Annotated in this window: 21 protein-coding genes; 7 read left to right on the forward strand and 14 right to left on the reverse strand. The window is 71.8% G+C overall.

The features are described from left to right. The 4 genes from NIE79_RS14930 to NIE79_RS14945 all read right to left on the reverse strand — a co-directional run. Positions 1-521, reverse strand: a 521-nt coding sequence (locus tag NIE79_RS14930; RefSeq protein ID WP_238679144.1) for an amino acid ABC transporter ATP-binding protein, incomplete at its 3' end; no start/stop codon positions are given. Between the two features lie 5 nt (positions 522-526). Further along, positions 527-1,321 carry an amino acid ABC transporter permease gene (locus tag NIE79_RS14935; protein WP_030490316.1) on the reverse strand — a complete coding sequence of 265 codons (795 nt, stop codon included), beginning with the start codon at positions 1,319-1,321 and terminating at the stop codon, positions 527-529. A gap of 101 nt (positions 1,322-1,422) precedes the next feature. After that, complete coding sequence (locus NIE79_RS14940; RefSeq protein ID WP_238679145.1) at positions 1,423-2,241, reverse strand: basic amino acid ABC transporter substrate-binding protein; 819 nt, start codon at positions 2,239-2,241, stop codon at positions 1,423-1,425. Between the two features lie 175 nt (positions 2,242-2,416). After that, entirely contained in the window at positions 2,417-3,094 is a 678-nt protein-coding gene (locus NIE79_RS14945) for a hypothetical protein (RefSeq protein ID WP_238679146.1), read from the reverse strand. Positions 3,095-3,307: 213 nt separating this feature from the next. Between NIE79_RS14945 and NIE79_RS14950 the strand changes: the two genes are divergently transcribed. Genes NIE79_RS14950 through NIE79_RS14965 form a run of 4 tightly spaced genes read left to right on the forward strand, consistent with a single transcriptional unit; the run spans position 3,308 to position 6,374 of the window. Next, positions 3,308-3,943 (forward strand): SipW-dependent-type signal peptide-containing protein, encoded by a 636-nt coding sequence (locus tag NIE79_RS14950; RefSeq protein ID WP_238679147.1) that lies wholly within the window; start codon positions 3,308-3,310, stop codon positions 3,941-3,943. Positions 3,944-3,952: 9 nt separating this feature from the next. Next, positions 3,953-4,585 (forward strand): SipW-dependent-type signal peptide-containing protein, encoded by a 633-nt coding sequence (locus NIE79_RS14955; RefSeq protein WP_238679148.1) that lies wholly within the window; start codon positions 3,953-3,955, stop codon positions 4,583-4,585. A gap of 11 nt (positions 4,586-4,596) precedes the next feature. Next, positions 4,597-5,889 (forward strand): signal peptidase I, encoded by a 1,293-nt coding sequence (locus tag NIE79_RS14960; protein ID WP_238679149.1) that lies wholly within the window; start codon positions 4,597-4,599, stop codon positions 5,887-5,889. After that, positions 5,886-6,374, forward strand: coding sequence for a hypothetical protein (locus tag NIE79_RS14965; protein WP_238679150.1), 489 nt, complete (start codon positions 5,886-5,888; stop codon positions 6,372-6,374). Before NIE79_RS14960 ends, NIE79_RS14965 begins: the two co-directional genes overlap by 4 nt. On the opposite strand, the gene NIE79_RS14970 is transcribed toward NIE79_RS14965, so the two are convergent. From NIE79_RS14970 to NIE79_RS14980, 3 genes are read right to left on the reverse strand one after another with little or no spacing between them, the layout of a single operon-like run. Then, positions 6,353-7,282, reverse strand: coding sequence for a sulfotransferase family protein (locus tag NIE79_RS14970; RefSeq protein ID WP_238679151.1), 930 nt, complete (start codon positions 7,280-7,282; stop codon positions 6,353-6,355). The two genes, NIE79_RS14965 and NIE79_RS14970, sit on opposite strands and share 22 nt — an antisense overlap. A 3-nt stretch (positions 7,283-7,285) precedes the next feature. Next, positions 7,286-8,305, reverse strand: a complete 1,020-nt coding sequence (locus NIE79_RS14975) for a sulfotransferase (protein ID WP_238679152.1) — start codon at positions 8,303-8,305, stop codon at positions 7,286-7,288. Next, positions 8,302-9,585: a glycosyltransferase gene (locus NIE79_RS14980; protein ID WP_238679153.1), complete on the reverse strand. Its 1,284-nt coding sequence runs from the start codon at positions 9,583-9,585 to the stop codon at positions 8,302-8,304. The genes NIE79_RS14975 and NIE79_RS14980 overlap by 4 nt, the downstream gene beginning before the upstream one ends. 258 nt (positions 9,586-9,843) lie before the next feature. Here NIE79_RS14980 and NIE79_RS14985 point away from each other — a divergent pair, with 258 nt between their 5' ends. The 3 genes from NIE79_RS14985 to NIE79_RS14995 are packed head-to-tail and all read left to right on the forward strand — an operon-like array spanning position 9,844 to position 13,047. After that, positions 9,844-10,806 (forward strand): sulfotransferase family protein, encoded by a 963-nt coding sequence (locus NIE79_RS14985; RefSeq protein WP_238679154.1) that lies wholly within the window; start codon positions 9,844-9,846, stop codon positions 10,804-10,806. Continuing rightward, the gene (locus NIE79_RS14990; protein WP_238679155.1) at positions 10,799-11,578 is read left to right on the forward strand and encodes a sulfotransferase family protein; all 780 of its coding nucleotides are present in this window, start codon (positions 10,799-10,801) and stop codon (positions 11,576-11,578) included. The genes NIE79_RS14985 and NIE79_RS14990 overlap by 8 nt, the downstream gene beginning before the upstream one ends. Continuing rightward, positions 11,575-13,047: a hypothetical protein gene (locus tag NIE79_RS14995; RefSeq protein WP_238679156.1), complete on the forward strand. Its 1,473-nt coding sequence runs from the start codon at positions 11,575-11,577 to the stop codon at positions 13,045-13,047. The genes NIE79_RS14990 and NIE79_RS14995 overlap by 4 nt, the downstream gene beginning before the upstream one ends. On the opposite strand, the gene NIE79_RS15000 is transcribed toward NIE79_RS14995, so the two are convergent. The 7 genes from NIE79_RS15000 to NIE79_RS15030 form a co-directional block, all read right to left on the reverse strand. Next, positions 13,044-13,895 (reverse strand): sulfotransferase, encoded by an 852-nt coding sequence (locus NIE79_RS15000; protein WP_238679157.1) that lies wholly within the window; start codon positions 13,893-13,895, stop codon positions 13,044-13,046. The two genes, NIE79_RS14995 and NIE79_RS15000, sit on opposite strands and share 4 nt — an antisense overlap. After that, entirely contained in the window at positions 13,892-15,460 is a 1,569-nt protein-coding gene (locus tag NIE79_RS15005) for a flippase (protein WP_238679158.1), read from the reverse strand. The genes NIE79_RS15000 and NIE79_RS15005 overlap by 4 nt, the downstream gene beginning before the upstream one ends. Before the next feature lie 22 nt (positions 15,461-15,482). Then, a complete protein-coding gene (locus tag NIE79_RS15010) occupies positions 15,483-16,490 on the reverse strand; it encodes a Wzz/FepE/Etk N-terminal domain-containing protein (RefSeq protein ID WP_238679159.1) in 1,008 nt (335 codons plus the stop codon). 24 nt (positions 16,491-16,514) lie between these two features. Further along, complete coding sequence (locus NIE79_RS34020) at positions 16,515-17,972, reverse strand: O-antigen ligase family protein (protein WP_238679160.1); 1,458 nt, start codon at positions 17,970-17,972, stop codon at positions 16,515-16,517. 177 nt (positions 17,973-18,149) lie between these two features. Then, a complete protein-coding gene (locus NIE79_RS15020; RefSeq protein ID WP_238679161.1) occupies positions 18,150-19,442 on the reverse strand; it encodes a glycosyltransferase family 4 protein in 1,293 nt (430 codons plus the stop codon). A 243-nt stretch (positions 19,443-19,685) separates the two neighbouring features. Next, a complete protein-coding gene (gene katG, locus NIE79_RS15025) occupies positions 19,686-21,962 on the reverse strand; it encodes a catalase/peroxidase HPI (protein ID WP_238679162.1) in 2,277 nt (758 codons plus the stop codon). Continuing rightward, entirely contained in the window at positions 21,959-22,414 is a 456-nt protein-coding gene (locus NIE79_RS15030; RefSeq protein WP_308193182.1) for a Fur family transcriptional regulator, read from the reverse strand. Before NIE79_RS15030 ends, katG begins: the two co-directional genes overlap by 4 nt. Between the last annotated feature and the right edge of the window lie 49 nt (positions 22,415-22,463).

Consider the following 22,463-nt stretch of genomic DNA (forward strand, 5'->3'; position numbering starts at 1 on the left):
GCGGAGGTCGGCTCGTCGAAGAGCATCAGCTTCGGCTCCATCGACAGCGACCGGGCGATCGCGGCCCGCTGCTGCTGCCCACCGGAGAGCTGCGCCGGGAAGGCGTCGGCCTTGTCGGTCAGCCCGACGCGCTCCAGGTTGGCCCGCGCGATCCGCTCGGCCTCGGCCCGGCCTCGGCGGAGCACCCGGCGCTGGGCGATCGTGAGGTTGTTCAGGACGGTCAGGTGCGGAAACAGGTTGAACGACTGGAAGACCATGCCGATGCCGCGACGGACCGCGTCGATCTCGACGTCCGGGTCGGTCATCTCGACCCCGTTCACCCAGATCTTGCCGGCCGTCGGCTCCTCCAGCAGGTCGACGCAGCGCAGCAGTGTCGACTTGCCGGAGCCGGACGGCCCGATGACGCAGACCACCTCGCCCTGGCCGACCTCGAAGTCGATGCCCTTGAGCACCTTGAGCGGCCCGAAGGACTTGTGCAGGTCGCGGATCTCCACGGCGGGGCGGGATGGGGTGGTCGTCATCGGGGTCACCGGGCCTTGGCGTAGCGGAGTTCGAGGCGTCGTACCACCTGCGACAGCGGCAGGGTGATCACCAGGTAGGCGAGACCGGCCACCAGCAGCGGGGTCGCGTTCACCCGGTCGTTGAGCATGTCCCGACCGAACTTGGTGATCTCGATCGTCTGCGCCGTCACCCCGAGCACGTAAGCCAGCGACGAGTCCTTGGTGAGCAGGATGAGCTCGTTCGTCAGCGGCGGGATCACGATCCGGAACGCCTGCGGGATGACGATCGTGCGCATGGCGGTGAAGTGCGACATGCCGAGGGTCCGCGCCGCCTCCATCTGCCCCTTCGGCACGGCCTGGATGCCGGCCCGGATCGTCTCCGCCATGTACGCCGCGGCAGTCAATCCGAGGCCGATGGCGATCGAACCGAACACCCCGCCCGGAATCTCGCGCTCCGGGAAGGCGATCGGGATGCCGTACCCGACGAGGAAGAGCACCAGCAGCGCGGGCAGACCCCGGAACAGCTCGATGTACGCCGTCGCCACCCAACGGTACGGCGCCACCCGCGACAGTCGCATCAACGCCAGGATGGTGCCGAACACGAGACCGAAGGCGAACGCGCCCAGCGTGTAGAGGACGGTGTTGCGCAGCGCGACGGTGATGATCGTCGGGAACATCGACTTGATGATGTCGACGCGGAAGAACGCGTCGGCCAACCTGTCCCAGTCCGCGGCGACGAGCACCGTCGCGATGATGGCGATGAAGACCAGGTACTGGAGCCCGAGGGACAGCCGCTCCCGCTGGCGGCGTCGCAGCTTCACGTTCGCTCGTTGCCTTCCCGGAGGTTACCGACGTCGGAGGGCGCGCGGGACGCGCGCCCTCCGGTACTGCGTGGCGCTCAGGCGCTCGGCCGCTGTGCGGCTCAGGCGCTCGGCTGCTTGCCGATCCACTTCTCGTAGATCGTGTTGTACGTGCCGTCCTGCTTGGCCTTGGCCAGCACCTCGTTGATCTTCTTGAGCAACTCCGGGTTGGCGTCCTTCTTCACGGGGAAGCCGTACTGCTCGCCGGTGTCGAACTCGGCGGCCACCTCGAACCCGCCCGGGTTCTTCTTCAGGTACTCGGTCCAGACCGGCAGGTCGTTGATGGCGGCCTCGACCTGGCCGTTGGCGACGGCCTGCTGGAGGGCGGCGAGGTCCTCGAACTCGACGAGCTTCAGGCCCTTCTCCGCCTCGAGCTTCTTGGCGTAGTCACGACCCGTGGTGGCCGCCTGGACGCCGAGCTTCTTGCCCTTGAGGTCGTCGAGCGACTTGTACGTCTTGCCGGTCTTCACCAGCATCGCCTGGGTGGCGTCGAAGTAGGGATCGGAGAAGTCGATCACCTTCCGCCGCTCCTCGGTGATGGTCATGCCGGCGGCGGCCGCGTCGCACTTGCCGGTGTTGAGGTCCTGGCCGGACTTGATCCCCTCGAACGGGGTGTCGATGATCGTCTGCTCGACGCCGAGTTCCTTGGCGACCAGGTCCATGATCTCGACGTCGAAGCCGGTCACCTTGCCGCTGGCGTCCTTGGACTGGAACGGCGGGTACGGCAGGTGGGTGCAGACGGTCAGCTTGCCCGCCGCGACCAGCTTGACGCCGCTCGCCTGGACCTCGCTGTCGTCCTTCTTCGCGCAACCCGCGGTCAGCGCGAGGGCGGCGACGGCCACGACGAGGCCGGCCTGACGGACGGCGCTTGGGAACCTCACGGCTGTGTCCCTCCGATTCGGCTTCCATTGCATAGAAAGCCAATCTGGTTCATAGACTTTGCGAAAGCGACCGTACCCGATCCGGCACGTCGCCCCCAGATCACGCCGTGACCGTCCGGCCGACCCGTCCCGGCGAATCCCGCCGGCAAATCCGACACTTGCCCCGCAAGGTGCCTCAGCCGCCGGTTCCCTCGGCCGCCCCGTCCGGGGTGAGAGCCCCTTCGTGGGGGTCTGTGTCCAGGAACACGTGCTGGTGGCCCTGGCCGGAATCGACGCTGATCTGATCGAGCTGGGTCGCCGCGACCGACCAGATCGTCGCGGCCTCGGCCGCCTGCCGCGCTGTGACGTCCAGCAGGGCCGCCCGTTGCGCGGCCGGAACACCGGCCGCCAGCGCGTAGGCGTCGACGGCCAGCGACGCCTGCTGGACCGCTCCGCGCAACCCTCCGCGCGCCACGTTGGTGGCGGTGGTCCCCGAGGGCGGGTCGGCGAACGGCTCCGCCGCCTGGCGCATGACCCCCTGCCACTGGCGCGCCCGGGCCGGGTCCGGCGCACGACCGGCGGCCGTCTCCGTCTTGATGGCGGCCAGCACCGGGGCGACCTGGTCGCGGACGCCTCGGGCCGTCTCGATCAGCTCCACGATCTGCTGAGCGTCCCGCTTCGCGTCGGCCTGCTTGATGCTCGCGATGGTCGCCTCGGTCGCGTCCGGACGGCCCAACTGGTAGCCGATCAACCCACCCAGCAACGCGGTGACCAGTGCGATCACGCCCGCGACGGCCGCGAAGCGCACTGTGCGGCGGTGACCCACATCGGCCTTGTCCAACTGGTAGGAGGGTCGGCCGGTACGGCGCGCCATCGCATCTCCTCACATCGATGGTGTGGGGCCAAAGATTAGCCGCCCCCGAGACGTCCGTCGATAGTGCCGATCCGTGCGGCCGCTGGCCGTCTACACCCTCGCGTGACGAGTTGACCGCTTTGGGAGCTTTGTGCCGTTTTGGTGCTTATCGTGATCCTTGCGCCGCTGGCACCGGCCCACGACAACCAACCGCGTTGCACCGAGGAGGACAAATTGAGTGAACCGACAGGGCTGGCAGTGCAGAGATCGAGCGGTCGAGGCCGCCGCCGCAAGCTGAAGGCCATCCTGGCCGGCGGGATCGTCCTCGGCCTCGGCGCGACGATCACCCTCGCCGCCTGGAACGACTCGGAGTACGCCACGGGCACGTTCACGGCGGGCACGTTCAGCATGGAGGGCAGCACCAACGGCACCACCTACGCCGAGCACCCCACCGCCGGCACGGCGGCCGCGTTGACCTTCAGCACCGGCTTCGGCGACATCAGCCCCGGTGACGTGGTCGCGGCACCGTTCGCCGTCCGGCTGACCGCGGCCACGACGTACGACGCGACAGTCACTGTGGCGTCGGCCAGCCCCGCTCCACCCGCCTTCGTCGGGCTCACCTACGGGATCGCGACCGTGCCCGCTTTCGCCGACTGCAGCGCGACACCCACCACCCCGACCTGGATCGTGGTTCAGGGCACTCCGCTCAACTCGGTGGCCGGCGCGGTGCCGTTCAACCTGACGCAGGGCACCCCTCCCACGACGCCCGGCGCTCCGGTGAACCTCTGCTTCGTCGTAACGGCGGGGGGCACTCTGGTGCAGGGCACGTCGGTCACGGAAACCTGGCAGCTCCTGGCCGAGTCCGTCTAGGTGGTGGCCGTGGTCAACCGTCGGACGCCGGCCGGAACACCACGGCTTCGCCGGACCCGTGCCGTACTCGCTGGCGCCCTCGTTCTCGGCCTGGGAACGACGTCCACGCTCGCCGCGTGGACCGACAGCGAGTACGGCACCGGGTCGTTCGGCGCGAGCGTCTTCGGCACCGAGTCGCAGACCGCCTCCAGTAGTTGGGCCAGCCACACCCCGGTGGCGAACGCCGCGACGCTGGCGTTCAACGCGACGGCGATGTCCCCTTCGGTGTCGTTCTACGCCTTCCTCGACATCCGGACGACCTCGACGACGAACGTCGGTGGCGCTGTCGCGCTGACGAGTTCGTCGAACAACTCCGGTGCCCTGCTGCCCGCACTCGAGTACCGGGCGGTGCGGACCGCCACCACCAGCACCACGTGCGCCGCCGCCGCCTTCTCCGGTTCACCCACCTGGATCGTCGGGCCCAGCTACTCGGCCATCACCGCGGTACCCGGCTCGCCGGTGTCGTCCCCCATCACCGTGCCGAGCGGCGCGACGCCGCAGCTGCGGTTCTGCTTCGAGGTCCGGGTCCAGTCCGGCGCCAGCAACGCGTACCAGGGCACGACCGGCGTCGTCACCTGGGAATTCACTGCCACGTCTACGTAAAGGATCTTCAGATGGTGGGACGCGAACGTCGACGGCACAGCACCCTCGCCCGGGTCGGTGACCTGGTGCTGACAGTGCTCGCCGTCGGTGGGACGGCGTGCGTCGTCCTCGTCCCGCTGGCCTTCTTCTTCGACATCTCGCTCATCCTGTTCAAGACCGGGTCGATGAGTCCGACCATTCCCGCCGGATCACTGGCCGTGGTGCGGGAGATCCCCGCATCCGAGGTCCACGTGGGAGACGTCGTCACCGTCGACCGCACGCCGCTGCCACCGATCACCCACCGCGTCGTCGACGTCGCCAACGGCGGCGGGCCGACTCGCCTGCTCACGCTGCGGGGGGACGCGAACGAGTCCAACGACGCCGCGCCGCACGCGGTGAGCCACGTCCGGCTCGTGGAGTGGTCGGTGCCCAGGCTCGGGTACGCGGTGCGAGCCGTCTCCAACGTGTACGCCACGAGTTTGATCACGATCGGGGCCGCCGCGATCGTGACCTGGGCGTTCTGGCCGCGCGGGGGCGCGCCGGGGACCCGGCGACGCGGCTCGTGGCGTCGCCGGGGGCCGGGTTCGGCGGTGCCGGACGAGGCAGGGGCAGCGCCGGAGGCCGGCACCCAGCCCAGCGGTACGGGAGCGCGCGGCGACTCGACACTGGGGCGCATGCTGCTCGTGCTGGCGGTGCTGCCGGGCGTCGCCGCCGCGGTACTGGCGGCACCGGGCCAGGCCCGCGCGGACACCACCGACGAGGTCATTCGGAGCAGATATCTCACCCTGGTCTCGATCGGCGACAACGATCGCATGACGAACCTGGCGCCGGACCAGCCCGTGCCCTGGCAGGTGGGCGTCTCGGCACACGCGAAGCAGCCCGGCGAGGTGACCATCTCGCTGTCGGCGCAGGGCCCCCTCACCGTCCGGCCGGACGGCCTCCAGGTGATGGTCGCCATCTGCGCCATCCGCTGGGTGCAGGGTGCCTGCCCCGCCGGCCAGGGCGAGCAGGTCCTCGTCGACGGTCCCGCCACCAGGGTGGCCGCACACCCGATCACCATCAGTTCGATGCGGGCCGACCAGCAGCGGTGGGTACTCGTCACCGCCAGCCTGCTCGCCAACTCGGTGGCCTCGGGGTCGGCGGACCTGATCGTCACGGCGACCGGATTCGGCGACAGCGCGTCGGCGGGCGGCACTGTCGGCCCGCTTCCCCGCACCGGCACCAACCTGTGGACACCGGTGTTCGCCGGCGGCGGCGCGCTCTTCACCGGCCTGCTGCTCATGCTCGCCACGCGCCGGCACCGGATCAGTGTGGGGCGGTCGTGAGGCGTACGCGCATCCCCACTCTGCCGGCCCGGCAGCGAACCGCCCACGTCCGGCGACGCTGGCTCGCGGGTGCCGCGGCCCTGCTGCTCGCCGGCACCGCCGTCGTGCTCCCACCGCCACAGTCGACGCTGGCCGCCTGGACCGACACCGAGTACGGCCGCGGTTCCCTCCAGGCCGGCACTGTCAACCCGCCGACGAACCTTCAGTGCACAGCGGGCGTGCTCACCCCGCCGACCTTCACCTGGACCCTGCCGGTCGGCGGCCTGACCCGCAGCGGCTTCACCTGGTCGCTGGCGGGCGGCTTCACCGGCGGCGGAACCCTCGGTGCCAGCGCCACCTCGGTCACCATCCCCGGCGGACTGCTGAGCATCGGAAGCGGCACCTTCCGCCTGGTGGCGAACGGCCCCGGCGGCTGGACGTCGACCCAGGTCACCGGAACTGTCGGCATGCTCACGGCGATCCTCTACTCCTGCAGCGTGCCGTAGACCGGGTAGCCCCACTCGGCCAGCGGCTTCTCCAGCACCCGCTCGATCGCGGTGAGCTGCGCCGGGCTGAGTTCGTCGCGGTACGCCTCCGCCCGGCCCACTGTGAAGTCGTACCGGGAGAAGCCCTTCTCGAAGGCGGTCGACCAACTCAGCCCGAGGAAGTCGAGCATCCGGCCGACCTGCTCGCGCGGCTGCTCGACCAGGTCCTCGTAGCGCACGTCCAGCCACTGGTCGGCCGGGTGACACAGCCGGGCCTGCGCGAAGGCGTCCATCAGCATCTTCCAGCCCAACGCGGCAAGCACCTGGAAGGAGCGCCCGGACTCGATCCACTCCTCCCGCAGGTCGGACGGGAGCGGCCCGTAGATCCAGTTGTCCGGCCCGCGCCAGCCGTCCCACCAGCCCATCTGGAGCCACGAGTTGGCCACCGCCCGGCCGTCGCGCACCACGTTGACCACCCGCAGCTCCGGGTACGCGGCGCGCAGCAGGCCGGTCCGCGGCCACCCGGTGACGTGCTGCGCCAACTGCTGACAGCCCTGCCGCGCGATCCGCTCGTCGAAGAAGGCCCGCAGCCGCCGGGCCACGAACGGGGTCAGATCCTCGGCCACCAGGTCCCGGCACGGTCGGGAGAAGCCGGCCAACACCTGCCGGTCGAGCAGGTGGTACGCCTCCGACGGCGCCACCCGGAGCCGCCCCCGCTCCAGCAACCGTCGACTGTGCCGCAGCGAGGTCATCCCCGCCGGGCGCGGCGCCGAGCGCCGGTAGAGCGCGCCGTTGAACCTGCCCTTGGGGTTGAGCCGGGCCAGCTTGTCGTCCAGACCGGAGACGAAGCCGACCGCGGGGTGCCGGGAGAGCAGCTCCTGGACCAGCGTCGAACCGCACCGACCGGTGCCCACCACCAGTGAGAGCATCGTTCAGCCTTCCTGCCGGGTGGCGGGTGACGGGGAGACGGCCGGGTCCGCGGCGAGGCGGGCGGCGGGAGAGGTGACCCTCGGGCGGCGCAACGGATAGCCGAACCGGGTCAGGGCCACGGCGGTCAGCCCGGTCACCACTGCGTACGCGCGGGCGGGGAGCCCGGTCAGCCACTCGGTGTCGGCGACCACGTCGACCAGCCCGGTGCGGTGCCGCGACGGGTTGCCGGCCACCGAGTGGGTGGGGGCCAGCCGCACCGTGGCCGGTGCCGGAAACGGAAGCTCGTCGGGGACAGTGCCGACGAAGCCGGCGATCCGGGCGGTGACGCCGGCCGGGTCGGCCACGAAGTCCTCGTACCGCACCCGCAGGTAACGGCCCGGCGCACGGCGGCGATCGCCCCACAGTCGTACTGTCGCGGTGTTCCAGACCAGCCAGAGCAGCGCGGCCTTGCCCACCGGTGGACGGCTCATCAGCTGGTCGTCGGCGCGGTCGTCCAGCGGGCGTCGGCGACGCCAGGAGTACGCGGTGGCGCGCGGGTCGCGCACCACGTGCAGGACGTACAGGTCGATGCCGGGCAGGCTGCCGAGCAGCGCCCCGTACGGGGGCAGCTTGGAGGAGTCGACGATGACGCCGTCGGACCGGCCGGCCAGGGCGTGCTCGGCGATCGAGGCGTAGAGCCTTGCCAGCTGCGTGTCGTCGGGGTGGCCCGCGACCGGCGGCTGCCCCCGACGCTGGCGGCGCAGCAGTGCGGGCAACCCCCGCAGCCGCAGCCGATGGGCCAACCGGGCGGCGATCCCGGCCGGGTCGGCGTCGGTCAGGTCGGCGCGCACCCGGGCCCAGAGGAGGCAGTCGGCGACCGGGGAACCGCAGCCGCACTGCCGGTTCTCCAGGATGCCGCGCCGCCACAGATATCGCAGCTCGCCCGCCGCGAAGAAGCCCGGCAACTGTCCCAGGACCGTGGTGACCAGAGTGCTGCCACTGCGACCGCTGCCGGCGAGGTAGAGCACCCGCACCGGGCTCACCGGGCCGCTCCCCCACCGGCGGTGGCCCGGCCGGCCCGCCGCCGCGGCGGCAGCGCCTCGGCGGCCTCCGCGTACAGCCCACGGATGCGGTCCAGGTGCCGGTCCGGGGCGAACTGGGCGGCGATCTTCGCCCGGCCGGCCCGGCCCATCCGGTACGCCCGCTCCGGGTCGCCCACGAGGTCGTTGAGCGCGTCGCCGAGGGCCGTCGGCGCGTCCGCGGCGACGACGCGGCCGTCCACCTCCGGCTCGACCAGCTCGGGTAGCCCGCCCAGGTCGGTGGCGACCACCGGCACCCCGCAGGCGAACGCCTCCAGCACCGCCATCGGTTGGTTCTCGTGCCACCGGGACGGGACGGCGACCACCGCCGCCGACCGGATCAGCTCGTGCAGGCGCGCCTTGTCGAGACGGCCGTGGAACCGGACCCGGCCGGGCACCCGCCGTGCGGCCAGGGCCTCCAACTCCGGGCGGGCCGGGCCGTCACCGGCGACGTCCACGCTGATCCCGTCCGGCAGCGCGGCAGCCGCCTCGATCAGCACGTCGACACCCTTCTCCGGCGCCAACCGGCCGGCGAAGACGACACCGCCGCCCGGCGCCTGCTTGGCCGTCACGCCGGTCAGGTCGACGAAGTGGTTGACCACCCGCAACCGGTCCGGGTAGACGCCCGCGCGGCGCATCACGTCGGCCAGGAACACGCTCGGGCTGACGAAGAGCTGCACCGGGTCGTACGCGTCGAGCCGCCGGTGCAACCAGGACTCGACAGCGAGCAGCCCGCTGCGCGACAGCGATCCGTCCTTGCAGCGGCGACGGGCCGCCTGCAACGGGCCACCGGTGACGCACGCCTGGCAGGGGCGGCCCCGGTCCAGCAGTTGGTAGCTCGGGCAGGCGAGCTTGTAGTCGTGCATGGTCAGCACACACGGCACACCGGCGGCGCGGGCCGCGGCGAGCACCGACGGGGAGAGCTGGTGGTAGATGTTGTGCAGGTGCAGCACGTCCGGCCGGAAATCGTCGATCACCCGGGCCAGGCCGCGGCGGCTCGTCGGCGACCACAGCATCCGGCCGACGGCCACCGCGCGGGGTCGCACCCCGCTCGGCGCCGGCTCCAACTCCACTTCGGACGGGAACCGCGCGGCGTACGGCAGCGGTGACTCGTTCTCCGCGTGGCTCATGCCGAAGTAGGCGACAGTGTCGCCGGCAACCCGTTGCAGGTCGGCGAGATCGAGCAGATACCCCTCCGCGCCACCACGGCGGTAGAGGAACTTGTTCACATGCAGCACGCGCATCGACTCGCCCTGCTCACATCGATCGGGCGAACCGGGCCCGGAGGTGATGACCGGGGTCTGCCCGCCCCGGCCAGGGCCCACGGTATGCAGGGCGGGTCGGCGAGTCCAGCTCACGTTTGGCATGTGGCTGAACGGGTGATCTTCGTCTGCCCGTGCGGTCCGCGGCCTGGCCTCCCGCCGTGATCTCCCGATAGCCTGGCTGCCGCCGGTCGCACCCGCTCTGGTTTCGGGCCGGGCCGGTGCCCGACGAGGAGGACCGTGGCAGCCGACGACGAGGTCTCCGCGCTCGCGTACACCGCGCGCCGGGTCCGGCGGCATCTGCGCTGGGCGCGCACCGAGGGGATCGGACGGCTGATCGAGGAGGACCGCCTCAACCCGGTCGACCGGGTCGGCACGGCCCTGGCGAAGCGACGCTGGCGACGGCGGGCCGGCCGGACGCCCGGCTCGGCGATGCCGGTCTACCTGGTCGGTCTGCAACGCTCCGGCACGAACATGCTGGTCCGGGGCCTGGACGCCGCCGCGGAGGTCGAGGTCCGCAACGAGAACGACAGCGCCCTCTTCCACCGCTTCCACCTGCGCCCGGACCCGGTGCTGACCGCCGCCCTCCACCGCAGCCGGCACGCGTACGTCCTGGTCAAGCCGCTCTGCGAGAGCCACCGCGTAGACGAGTTGCTGGCCCTGCCGGGGCTGACGCCCGGGCGGGCGCTCTGGGTCTACCGCGACGTCGACGACCGCGCCCGCTCCGAGGTCGCCAAGTTCGGTGACGCCAACCTGCGGGCCCTGCGGGCGATCGCCGACGGCAGCATCGGCCGACGGTGGCAGGGGCAACGCCTCGACGCCGACACCATCGAGCTGATCCGGGCCCACGACCCGCAGCTGTTGGATCCGCACAGCGGCGCGGCGCTGTTCTGGTACGTCCGCAACTCGCTGTTCTTCCAGCTCGGCCTGGACCGGCGGGCCGACGTGCTGCTCTGCCGCTACGACAGCCTGGTCGCGGAGCCCGCCGCGCAGCTCCGACGGCTCTGCGCCTTCCTCGACTTCCCCTACCATCCCCGGCTGCACGCGCACATCGCCCCACGCGCGTCGCACGGCGCGGCGGGCGACCGACGGCTACCGATCGATCCGCGCGTCCGGGCCCGCTGCGACGAGCTGACCGACCGGCTCGATCGCGCCGCGGCCGACGCCCGATCCGAGACGACGAAGGCGGTCGACAGTGGCTGAGACCGAAACCCGTACCGCGCCGATCTTCCTGGTCGGCTGCCAACGGTCGGGCACCACGATGATGCGCCTCGTCCTGGACTCGCACTCGCGGATCAGCTGCGGCCCGGAGACCCGGTTCCTGCCGGACCTGCGACGGATCGTCGGCCGGGACTGGGAACGACTGGCCCGCTTCGGTTTCCCGCGCGAGGACTGGCTGCGACGGATCCGGGACTTCTTCGGCGGCGTGCACGCCGACTACGCCACCGCGCGGGGCAAGACCCGGTGGGCCGACAAGACGCCGCTGTACGCCATGTCGCTCGACTTCGTCACCGAGGTCTTCCCGGACGCCCAGATCGTGCACCTCATCCGGGACGGACGCGACGTGGTGGTCTCGCACCGCAAACGGTTCGGCTACTGGTCCGCTGTGAAGTGCGTGGTGAAGTGGCCGCGCTACATCCGCGCCGCGCGGGCCGTCGGCGCCACATTGCCGGCGGACCGTTACTACGAGCTGCGGTACGAGCAGGCGGTCAGCGAGCCGGAGAAGGCGATGCGGGGCCTGTTCGAGTTCCTCGGCGAACAGTGGGAGGACGGCATCCTCGACTACGACAGCAAGCAGCACGACGTGGCCCAGAAGTACACCACCGAGGCGGAGCGGCGACGCGCGGCGGTGGGCGACACCGCGGCGATCTACGGCTCCCGGGTGGGCAGCCACCGCCGCGAACTCGACCCGTTCCTCCGCCTGCTGGTCTGGGTCTTCTCCGGTCCGACCCTGCGCGCGCTGGGCTACCGGTGACCCGCCCCGGCCGGCTGCGCGCGGTCGCCACCGCCGTCGCCGTCACGCTCCTGCTCACCACCGGCTGCACCGCCGGCGACGACGATCCGCCACCGGCCGCCACCCCCTCCGCGACGGCGGCACCCTCGGCCACCAGCACCGTGGAAGGGGTGAGCAACCCGTTCGGCGCGCACTGGGACTGGTCGCGGTACCAGCAGTTCGGGCCGTACCTGCGCCGGCTCGCCGGTTCGGCGACGTACGAGGAAATCTCCTGGTGCGAGATCGAACGGACCTCGGGGCAGGCCGACTGGGCCGGGCTGGACGAGATCGCCTCGCGCAGCCGCGAGCTGGGCATCACACTGCACCTGAAGATCCGCACCGGCGTGTGCTGGGCGACCGGTGGCACCGCCCGCTACACCCGGGGCGCGGCGAACAAGACCGAGTCGGCGATGCCCACCGACCTCGGCGCGTACCAGCGGTTCGTCCGCTCGGTGGTGCAGCGCTACGGCCCGTACGGGGTGCGGGAGTACGCCATCGAGAACGAGGTCAACGCGCCGAGCTACTGGTCCGGCAGTCCCGAGGATTACGCGCGGCTGGTCCGGGCCGCCGCCGAGACGATCCGCGCGACCGACCCGAAGGCGCTGGTGGTCGACTCCGGCATCAGCAGCGTCGCGTACGGCATGGGTGTCGCCGACCGGCTGGTGGGCGACGGTCGGATGCCCGAGGCGATCGCCGCGTACCAGGCGTACTTCCAACGTCGGGTCGGCACCCGGGGGCAGCAGATCCCGGCGGTGACCGGGGAGGCGCAACTGCGCCGGGCGCTCGACACCGAGACCAACAAACGCAGCCTGCGTTTCCTCGCGGTGACCGAGTCGCTGCTGACCGACCGCACCGTCGATGTCCGGCAGGTGCACTTCTACGAGCACTTCAGCGGGGTGGCCCCGCTGCTGGACTATCTGCGCGCCACCACACCGCCGCGTATGCCGATCCAGGCGTGGGAGGTCGGGCAGTTCTGGCGCGACGGCGACGGTGACCCGGCCAGCCGGGCCGCGGAGATGGTCAAGACGGTCAGCCTGCTGGTAGCCGGCGGGATCGGCGAGATCAGTTGGTTGCCGTTGGCGTACAACCCGAACAACGCGGCCGGCAGCGAGGTCCGCTACGGCCTGCTCGACCCGGACGGCACCGAACGGGACGCCGGCCGGATGATGGCCGCCCTGGCCGACGCGGCCCGGGACGCCACAGTCACGCCGCTGCCCGCCTCGGTCGCCGGCCGGCTGAACGGGGTCGCGTTCGTCCGGGGCGGGTCGAGCACGCTGGTGCTCTGGTCGGCGTCGAAGACGCCGGTGACCGTACCGGCGGCACCGGGAGGACGAACCGGGGCGGTGGGTTCCCCGCTGGGCGCGGCCGGCGACGGCACCACGGTGACCGACGTCCCCGTCCTGCTCCGCGCCGACCAGCCGGTGGACCGGATCCTCGCCACCGTCCGCTAGCCGGGCCAGGGTTCGGGCCAGTCGAGCAGGGCGGCCAGGCGGGCGTTGTGCGGCGCGAAGTGCTCCCCCAGCCGGTCCCGTAGGGCCGGGGTCAGCTCGGAGAAGCCCGGGTCGACGCGACGGGTGTGCCGGGTGAACGACTCGGGAGTGAAGGCCGGCAGTCCGAGGAAGCGCAGGATGTCGGCGTACGTGCCGGCCGGGTCGGCCTGGAGGTCCTCGGTGCGGGCCAGGTGGATCCGCTCCCGGGGGACGTGCGCGAACCACAGTTGCAGTTGCTCCGCGTAGCGGCCCCGGGCCGCGTACGAATAGTTGCGCAGCGCCCGGTGCGCGGCGGGGCTGTCCGGGCCGCCCCGCGTCGCCCGGGCCAGCCGCTCCTCCTCCGCGTCCAGTGCGTCGGCGAAGGAGAGCGGCTCGGCGCCGTACGAGCGGGTGTGCAGGTAGTGCGAGTAGGCCCGCTGCACCGGGTCACGCAGCAGTGCGACGAATCGAGCCTGCGGCAGTGTCGCCGCGACCCGGGCCGGCACGCTCGGGTGGAACAGGTAGTAGGGGCTCGCCTCGAAGGTGCGCTCGCCCGGTGCGAGGTGCGGGAAGTGTCCCCGGTACCACCGGACCCCCCGACGGTGGTGGACGCTGAAGTACTGCAACTCCTTGCCGCTGGCCGCCCGGACCTGGGGATGCGCGGCGAGGTGGTGGTAGAGCGAGGTGGTGCCGCAGCGCTGCCCGCCGATCACCAGGAAGTCGGGCAACGGTCCACTGTCGCCCGGGTTCGCCGCGCGCCCCCACGCCCGTGCCGCGCGTACGCCCCGGCGCAGCCGGTCGGTGACCTGACGCCGCGCCACCCCGGTCACGAGCCGACCCTGGCGGTCGGGCCGGGGACGGCGGCGGCGCGTCGACCACCTCGGCGGGTCACCGAGCGCAACACCATGACGTCCTCCCGACTGAGCCCGAGGGCGAGCACCACGGCGAGGTACGCCACCACGATCGCGGCCAGACCGACAGCGAGCTGCGCGGTCCAGCCCTCGATGAGCCACCGCACACCGAACCCGATGCCCATCGCGACCAGCGCGGCGGCCAGGCCCTTGACCATGCCCACCGTCACCGGCACGGTGTGCACCTGCGCGCGCACCTGCCAGACCCGGGCGACGTTCACCGCCGCCAACGACACCGCCCAGGCCACCGCCGCGCCGAGAATGCCGTACGCCGGGATGAGCCAGAGGTTGAGCAGGACGTTGAGCAGCAGGGCCGCGAGGTTGTCCATCATGTTGACCGAGACCCGGCCGGACATGTTCAGCAGCGTCCCGCAGGGCCCGGTCGCCGCGTTGACGAGCTGGCCGAGCGCCAGCACCACTGTCACCGCCGCGCCGCCGGCCAGACCCGGCCCGCCGACCAGGCGCAGCAACTGCTCCGGGAAGACCAGCAACGCCACGAAGGCCGGCAGCGACAGCCGGAGCACCCAGCCGGTGGCGACCCGGTAGATCCGGCGTACCTCGTCGAGCCGGCCCTGGTGGTAGAGGTGCGCCAGGTGCGGACCGAACGAGGCGTTGACCGGCGCCAGCACGAACACCGCGATCGTCACCAACCGGGTCGCCACGTGGTAGACGCCGATCGCGTCGGGACCGTAGTCGAAGAAGCCGAGCAGCAACGCGTCCACCCAGATCAGCCCGGTGGACGACAGCGAGGAGACCCAGCTGACAGTGGAGAACCGGAACAGTTCGCCCGGCCGGTACGCGGGCCGGGCGGCGGGCACCCGGCGCACCATCCGGGCGAGCGCGACGAGGGCGAGCCCGGCCGCGCTCCAGCTCGCCACCACCAGTGCCCAGAACGCGCCGGTCAGGCCGGCCCCGAGGGCGAGCGCCACCGCGGTGAGCACCAGCCGGGCGGCCGGCTCGTAGACCTGGCCGATGAGCGCGTAGGCCCGTTGCGTGCGCCACCCCCGGGTGGCCGCGAGCGCGGCCTCACAGACGGTCGCGGCGGGCAGACACAGCGCCGCCAATCGGAGCCCGGTGGTGAGCTGCCTGTCGTGCAGGGCGTCGGCGAGCCACGGCGCGCCGACCGCCAGACAGAGGGCGATCACTGTGGACGCCACGGCCGAGATGCCGATCCCGAGCCGGATCGCGCCCCGGAGGGCGGCCGGCTCGTCGTCGGCGAGATGCACCGCCACGAACCGGGTCAGCCCGGCCCGGAAACCGGAGAGCGAGAGCAGCCCCAGCAGCGACAGCACGGCGTAGACCTGGGCGTACCGGCCGAGTTCGCGTACACCCAGGGCCCGGGCCAGCAACAGCATGACCAGGAAGAGCGCCACCTGGCTGAGCACGGCGCTGCCCAGGTTCAGCACACCACCGCGGGCCATGCCGCGTACCTGCTGGTCGCCGGCCTCCGGCGCGGCCGGCGGCCGGCCGGTCACCTCGCGCATCCGGCGGCCCGTTCTCCGACGGTCACGGCCGTGCCGCGGTCACGGTCTCCGCCGGCACCGAGGGGGCCGCGGCGGTCGCCGCCGCCGGCCGGGCGGCGGCACGACCCCGGGAGAGCAGTTCGAGTACGCCCACCAGCAGCACCCCGAGCAGCAGACCGGCGCCGCCCACCGGCAGGGCGGTGCGCACCAGCTCGGTCATCCGGCTCACCTCGTGCGCCTCGCCGATGCTGGTCACCTGCTTGGGATCGGCGGCCTGGGCCTGCGCCCGCGCCGCCTGCAACCCCTCCCGTGCCTGGGACAGGGCGTTGGTCGCCGCGTCCCGCTGGGCGAGCAGGGCCTGGTAGTCGGGGAGCTTCGGCCCCAGCTCGTCGAGCTTCTTCTGGGCGGCGGTGATGGCGGCGGTCGCCGCAGCGACGCCCCGGCCGTTGCCGACCGCCTGCATGGAGAGCTGCTGCTGGCGCAGGCTGGTCAGCTCGCCCAGCGTCGCCTGGTAGATCCGGTCCGGCTGGGAGACCTTGTTCGCCTTCTCCCACTCACCGATCGCCTTGGTCGCTGCTGTGACGTCGGCGTTGGCCGCCTCGACCTCGCCGGTGGCGATGCCGACCTGGGAGGAGAAGAGGAAGGCCAGCGCCCGGGTGGTGGTAGCGGTCAGCACCGGGGCGACAGTCGCCCGGTCGCCGGCGGTGTACGTCACCTCCAACTGGCTGCTCGCGCCGACCTGGGTGACGGCGATCCCGTCGCGCAGCCGCTCCGGCGCCACCCCGGTGTCGGCGGCCACGTCGGCGAGCACGCGGGGCGAGGTGACCGCCGCGCCGAACGCCGCGACGAACTGGTTAGCCGCCTGCGTACCGGTGTACTGCGTCCCGGCCGCACCGCCGACCAGGGCCGGCGCCGCCACGTACGCGGTCCCCCCGAACTGCTGTGGCGCGAACAGGACGATGGCGGCCGCGGCCCCGGTGGCGAGCACCGGCACCCCCACGAGTACCCAGAGGCGCCGCCGGGCGACCCGCAGGTAGTCGACGATCTCCACTTTTTCCCCAATGCTGTCGTTCAGTCAAACCGGGACGGACGTGCCTCGTGGCTGCTCGCCGGTCAGGTTCGGAGCCGGTTGGCGGGCGATCACACTGGCAGCCGCGGCGAACGCGACGAAGTACCAGAGGGTGACCACGTTGGAAATGACGTTGGAGGCGGCGCTGACCGCCACGAACGCGGCGGCGCAGCCGGTGAACCCGACCGCGACGCCACGCTCGAAGCTGCCCGGAGGCGCGCGCCGCAGCGCGGTCCGGGCGGTGCGCAGGAAGGCGAACAGCATCAGCAGGTACGCCCCGAGACCGAGCAGCCCGGTCTCCACGTACGCCCGCAGGAAGTCGTTGTGCGGCTTCTTCGCCTCGCCGGTCTCGCGCTGGGTCATGTTCGGCCCGATGCCGGTCACCGGGTTCCGGTCGGCGAGCGTGACGATCTCGGTCCAGTAGCCGATACGCCACGCCAGGGTGTTTCCGGTCGGGTCTCCACCGACCGCCCGCGACGTACCGAGTTGGGCGAAGCGTTCGCCGACGGCGGGCACCAGTGCCACCCCGGCGACCGCCACCACGCAGAGGGTGACCAGCATCCGCTTGCTGCGGTGCAGCGCGGCGACCACCACCAGGCCGATCGCCGCGCCGAGCAGGGCACTGCGGGTGTTGGTGAGCAGCAGGAACAGCAGCGAGAGCGCGAGCAGCACCGCGAGGGACGCCCGCAGTCGACGATCCAGGAAGCGGTACACCGCGAACCCGAAGATCACCATGAACATCAGGTAGCGGCCGAAGGTTGTCGACTGGCTGAACGTGCCGCTGATCCGGGTGAAGTCTCCCTTCACCTCGGCCGGCGGGTTGCCGAGCAGCGACAGCACGACTGTGTAGCCCAGCGCCAGCACCAGCGAGGCGTAGCAGGCGAGCAGGACCCGACGGATCGACGCGGTGTCCGGCATGAGCTGTTCCAGCACCACGAACATCACCACCACGGTGAGGATCCGCAGCGCCTCCAACAGGCTGTTCGCCGGCCGGCTGGCACCGAGGGCGCTGACCACGCTGCTGGCGCCGACGAGCAGCATGGCCCAGCTGAGCGGGGAGCCCCGCAGCCGCCCGTGTCGGCTCAGCTGTGCGGCCAGCCAGAGCCCGGCGGCGAGGAGGAACAGCACCGCGAGCAGTGTGGAGGGGTCGACCGCCCGGGCCGTCCCGGTGGAGTCGGTCTGGCCGGCGCTCGGGCCGGTCAGTTTGAACAGGTCGACGCAGGAGCGCACCGCGAGCATCAGCAGCACGTACCCGGCGAACCGGGTCAGTGCGAGGACGGCCACCGCGATGCCCGCGACCGCAGCGAGCGGCAGGACCATGCCCCTACGGTCACCGGCCGCCATCGAGATACCCGCGACCACCGCCACCACCGCGGCGGCCAGCGCCGCGCCGCCGGTGAGCAGGCGGGTCGGGTCGAGCCGCCTGGTCATGAGCGGAGTGACCTGCTGCGTGTGTTGTTCCACTGATCCCACTGAACTGAATCGGCGCTGCCCGGCCGCTGCCGGGCGCGGCCCACCGATGTCCTCCCGGCACAAGATCGGTTCAATCTAGTCCTGTCACACCGACGGCAGAAGGGGCCGTTGCACCGACTGCGCCGTCCCCCGGGGGGCTGAACCGACACTGCCCCGGCGACCGTCCGGTCAGTCGGCGGCCCCCATCGGTCGTGCCCTGGCCCGTCGGCCGGGCTCCGGAGCCAGCCGGAGATAGAGCTGCTCCAACTCGCGGGCGGCGGTGTCCCAGCTGTACCGGCCGGTGATCCGCTCGCCCAGCGCCACGGCGCCGGCCCGTTCAGCCGGCAGGTCGGCGAGCAGCGACGTCAACACCCGGACCAGGTCGTCCTCGTCGCCGTCGCGGAACAACCGCCCGCCGGCGGTGTCGGACCTGAGCACCTCCACGTGCGGCGCGATGTCGCTCGCGACCACCGGCAGCCCGTACGCGGCCGCTTCCAGCAACGTCAACGGCAGTCCCTCCAACCGGGACGGTTGAACGAAGCCGGCGGCACCGGTGTACAGCTCGGCGAGCAGGTCGCCATAGGCGAACCCGGTGAAGACGATCCGGTCGTCCGCCCCGGCTTCCCGGCGCAGCCGGTCCACGAAGTCGTCGGTGAACGACGACCCGCCGACGATCGCCAGGCGCATCGGGGTCTCGGTGCGGCGGAAGGCCCGGATCAGCAGGTCGGCCGCCTTCTCCGGAACCAGCCGACCGACCAGCAGCAGGTAGCCGCCGGGGGTCAGCTCGAACCGGTCCTGGATCTGACGGGTCCGCGCCGGTCGGGCCGGGTTCACGCCGTTCGGGATGTAGGTCGTCGGGCGGCCGAACCGGGCGCCGTAGTGGGCGGCGAGCCCCTGGGAGACCGCCACCCGCTGGTGCGGGACGTACCCGCTGAACCAGTGGGCGCTGCCCAGCACCGCCCGCGCGGGGAGCCCCCACTTGCCCCGCTGGTTGTCGAGCCCGTGCACGGTCAGCACCACGCGGGCCCGGGACAGGGCCCGCGGAAGTGGGGCGACCAGGGCCGGCCCGAGCCCGTGGTAGTGCACGATGTCGGGCCGGGCGGTCATCGCCGCGATGGTCGAGGTCGCCGCGTGCACGATGGCGTCGAGGTGCTTGCTCGCGATCGTGTGGGTCTGGCGCAGCCGCACGCCCCGGTAGCCGTCGGCGGGTGTCTCACCGTAGCTCCGGCGGCAGTAGACGGTGACCTCGTGGCCGTAGCTGGCGAGCCGGCTGGCCATCTCCTCCACGTGCCGTTCGATCCCGCCGTAGGTCGCCGGCATCCCCTTCTGGCCGATCATCGCGATCCGCAGCGGACGCCAGGCGGTGCCGGTGTCGGCGACGCCCGCTCGGGACTGCCGGGCGGGGACCACCCGCTGCCGGGGTATCGCAGGGCTTGCGGCGTGCTGGTCCACGTCCTCGGCCTGCAGGTCGGGATGGGCCACGTTGACTCCCTGCGTGACTAGGTCCGCGCCCGCCGCCCGGGCAGGGTCAACACCTTGCCATGGATGGGCCCGTCCGCCAGCTGATCAATGAGACAGGAAAATCATCCATGGGATTCGTCGCTAAGGGAATGGCACCGGGGTGACATCGAGGTGGACGGCGCTGGTGCCGCGTCGAACGGCACGCAAAGGGCGACGAGCCCCGGTCGATCACTGGGATCGGCCGGGGCTCGTCGGTGGTACCTGTCAGGCGAGATCGAACCGGTCGAGCTCCATGACCTTGGTCCAGGCGGCCACGAAGTCGGCCACGAACTTGTCGCGGGCATCCTGGCTGGCGTAGACCTCGGCGAGGGCGCGCAGCTGCGAGTTGGACCCGAAGATGAGGTCGACCGCGCTGGCGGTCCACTTCACCTCATCGGTGGCCAGGTCGCGGATCTCGTACACGTGCTCGTCGGACTTCGACGCGCTCCACCGGGTGCCCGGGGAGAGCAGGTTGGCGAAGAAGTCGTTGGTGAGCACGCCCGGCCGGTCGGTGAGCACACCGTGCTTGCTGCCGCCGACGTTGGCACCGAGGGAGCGCAGGCCGCCGATGAGGACGGTCATCTCGGGCGCGGTCAGGTTGAGCATGTAGGCACGGTCGATGAGCAGCACCTCCGGCTGGGTCTTCTCGCCGGCGCGCAGGTAGTTGCGGAAACCGTCGGCGCGCGGCTCCATGACCCGGAAGGAGTCGGTGTCGGTCTGCTCCTGGGTCGCGTCGGTGCGGCCCGGCCGGAACGGCACCGTCACCTCGACGCCGGCGTCCCGCGCCGCCTTCTCGACGGCGGCCGAACCGGCCAGCACGATCAGGTCGGCGAGCGAGATGCTCGCCCCGCCGGCGGAGTTGAACTCCTGCTGGATGCCCTCAAGGGTGGCCAGGACGGCGGCCAGCTGCTCGGGCTGGTTGACCTCCCAGCTGCGCTGCGGCTCGAGGCGAATGCGCGCCCCGTTGGCGCCGCCGCGCTTGTCGGTGTGCCGGAAGCTCGCGGCCGAGGCCCAGGCGGTGGAGACCAGCTGGTCGATCGTGAGACCGGACTCCAGGACCTTCGCCTTGAGGGCGGTGACGTCGGCGTCGCCCACCAGCTCGTGGTCGACGGCCGGCACCGGGTCCTGCCAGAGCTGCGGCTCGGCCACCCACGGCCCGAGGAAGCGCTCGATCGGGCCCATGTCGCGGTGCAGCAGCTTGTACCACGCCTTGGCGAAGGCCAGCGCGAACTGGTCGGGGTTCTCCAGGAAGCGGCGGGAGATCTTCTCGTACGCCGGGTCGACGCGCAGCGACAGGTCGGTCGTGAGCATCGTCGGCCGGTGCTTCTTCGCCGCGTCGAAGGGGTCCGGGATGATCGCCTCGGCGTCCTTGGCGACCCACTGCTTCGCGCCGCCCGGGCTGGTGGTGAGCTCCCACTCGTAGCCGAACAGGATCTCGAAGAAGCGGTTGCTCCACTGCGTCGGCACGTCGGTCCACGTCACCTCGAGACCACTGGTGATCGTGTCGGCGCCCTTGCCGCTGCCGTGGGTGCTCAGCCAACCCAGGCCCTGCGCCTCCAGCGGAGCGCCCTCGGGCTCCGGGCCCACGTGGGTGTCGGCGACACCGGCACCGTGGGTCTTACCGAAGGTGTGACCACCAGCGATGAGAGCGACAGTCTCCTCGTCGTTCATCGCCATCCGGCCGAAGGTCTCGCGGATGAAGTGCGCCGCCGCGGCCGGGTCCGCGTTACCGCGCGGGCCCTCCGGGTTGACGTAGATGAGCCCCATCTCGGTCGAGCCGACGCCGGCCGCCATCTCCTTCTCGGAGGCGTAGCGCTCGTCGCCCAGCCAGGTGTCCTCCGGACCCCAGAAGATCTCCTCGGGCTCCCAGACGTCCTCGCGACCGAAGCCGAAGCCGAAGGTCTTGAAGCCCATCGACTCCAGGGCGACGTTGCCGGCGAGCACGAGCAGGTCGGCCCAGGAGATCTGCTGGCCGTACTTCTGCTTGACCGGCCAGAGCAGCCGGCGGGCCTTGTCCAGGTTGGCGTTGTCCGGCCAGCTGTTGAGCGGCGCGAACCGCTGCCCACCGTCGCCGGCGCCGCCGCGACCGTCCTCGATGCGGTACGTGCCGGCGGCGTGCCAGCTCATCCGGATCATCAGGCCGCCGTAGTGGCCGAAGTCGGCCGGCCACCAGTCCTGCGAGGTGGTGAGGACCTCGACGATGTCGCGCTTGAGCGCCTCGACGTCGAGCTTCGCGAACTCCTTGGCGTAGCTGAAGTTCTCGCCCAGCGGGTTGCCCTTGGACGAGTGGGCGTGCAGCACCGAGAGGTCGAGCTGGTTGGGCCACCAGTCCCGGTTGGTACGCGGACGACCACCGGTCTTCGGGGTCGGCGAGTCGATCGCCGGGTTCTCACTCTCGCTGCCGTGCGCGGTCACCGAGTCGTGCGCGACCGGGCAGCCGGCCGCCGCCTTCTGGTCCACGCCCTGCGCACTGACGGGGCCGTTGTCCTGGGTGTCGCTCATGTACTTCCTTCCGAGCTTGCGGATCTCTGGGGCGTGCGTGCGGTCGCGCAGTCGGGGCAGGTGCCCCAGTAGACGACCTCCGCCTCGTCGACCGTGAAACCGTGGTCGCCCGAGGCGGTGAGACAGGGGGCGTGACCGACGGCGCAGTCGACGTCGGCGATGGCGCCGCAGGAGCGGCACACGACATGGTGGTGGTTGTCCGCGATCCGGGACTCGTAGCGGGCGGTCGCCCCGGCCGGCTGGATGCGCCGCACCAGGCCGGCGTCGGTGAGCACGCGCAGCACGTCGTACACCGCCTGGTGGGAGACAGTGGGTTGCTCCGCGCGGACCAGCGCGATCACCGCGTCGGTGCCGACGTGCGGGTGGTCGCGCAGCGCCGCGAGCACCGCCAACCGGGGCCGGGTCACGCGCAACGAGACAGCCCGCAGCTGCGCCTCGAAGTCGGACATCACGGGTACGAACATTAGCTCACTATTTTGGAACGAATCAAGTTTTGCGTCG

It is taken from the genome of Micromonospora trifolii (assembly GCF_022229005.1).
Lineage (GTDB): Bacteria > Actinomycetota > Actinomycetes > Mycobacteriales > Micromonosporaceae > Micromonospora > Micromonospora trifolii.

Bases quoted from the DNA above. Each gene is read 5' to 3' on its own strand.
- NIE79_RS14945 (WP_238679146.1), bottom strand. From the start codon at position 3,094: ATGGCGCGCCGTACCGGCCGACCCTCCTACCAGTTGGACAAGGCCGAT.
- NIE79_RS14960 (WP_238679149.1), top strand. From the start codon at position 4,597: ATGGTGGGACGCGAACGTCGACGGCACAGCACCCTCGCCCGGGTCGGT.
- NIE79_RS14970 (WP_238679151.1), bottom strand. From the start codon at position 7,282: ATGCTCTCACTGGTGGTGGGCACCGGTCGGTGCGGTTCGACGCTGGTC.
- NIE79_RS14980 (WP_238679153.1), bottom strand. From the start codon at position 9,585: ATGCGCGTGCTGCATGTGAACAAGTTCCTCTACCGCCGTGGTGGCGCG.
- NIE79_RS15005 (WP_238679158.1), bottom strand. From the start codon at position 15,460: ATGCGCGAGGTGACCGGCCGGCCGCCGGCCGCGCCGGAGGCCGGCGAC.
- katG (WP_238679162.1), bottom strand. From the start codon at position 21,962: ATGAGCGACACCCAGGACAACGGCCCCGTCAGTGCGCAGGGCGTGGAC.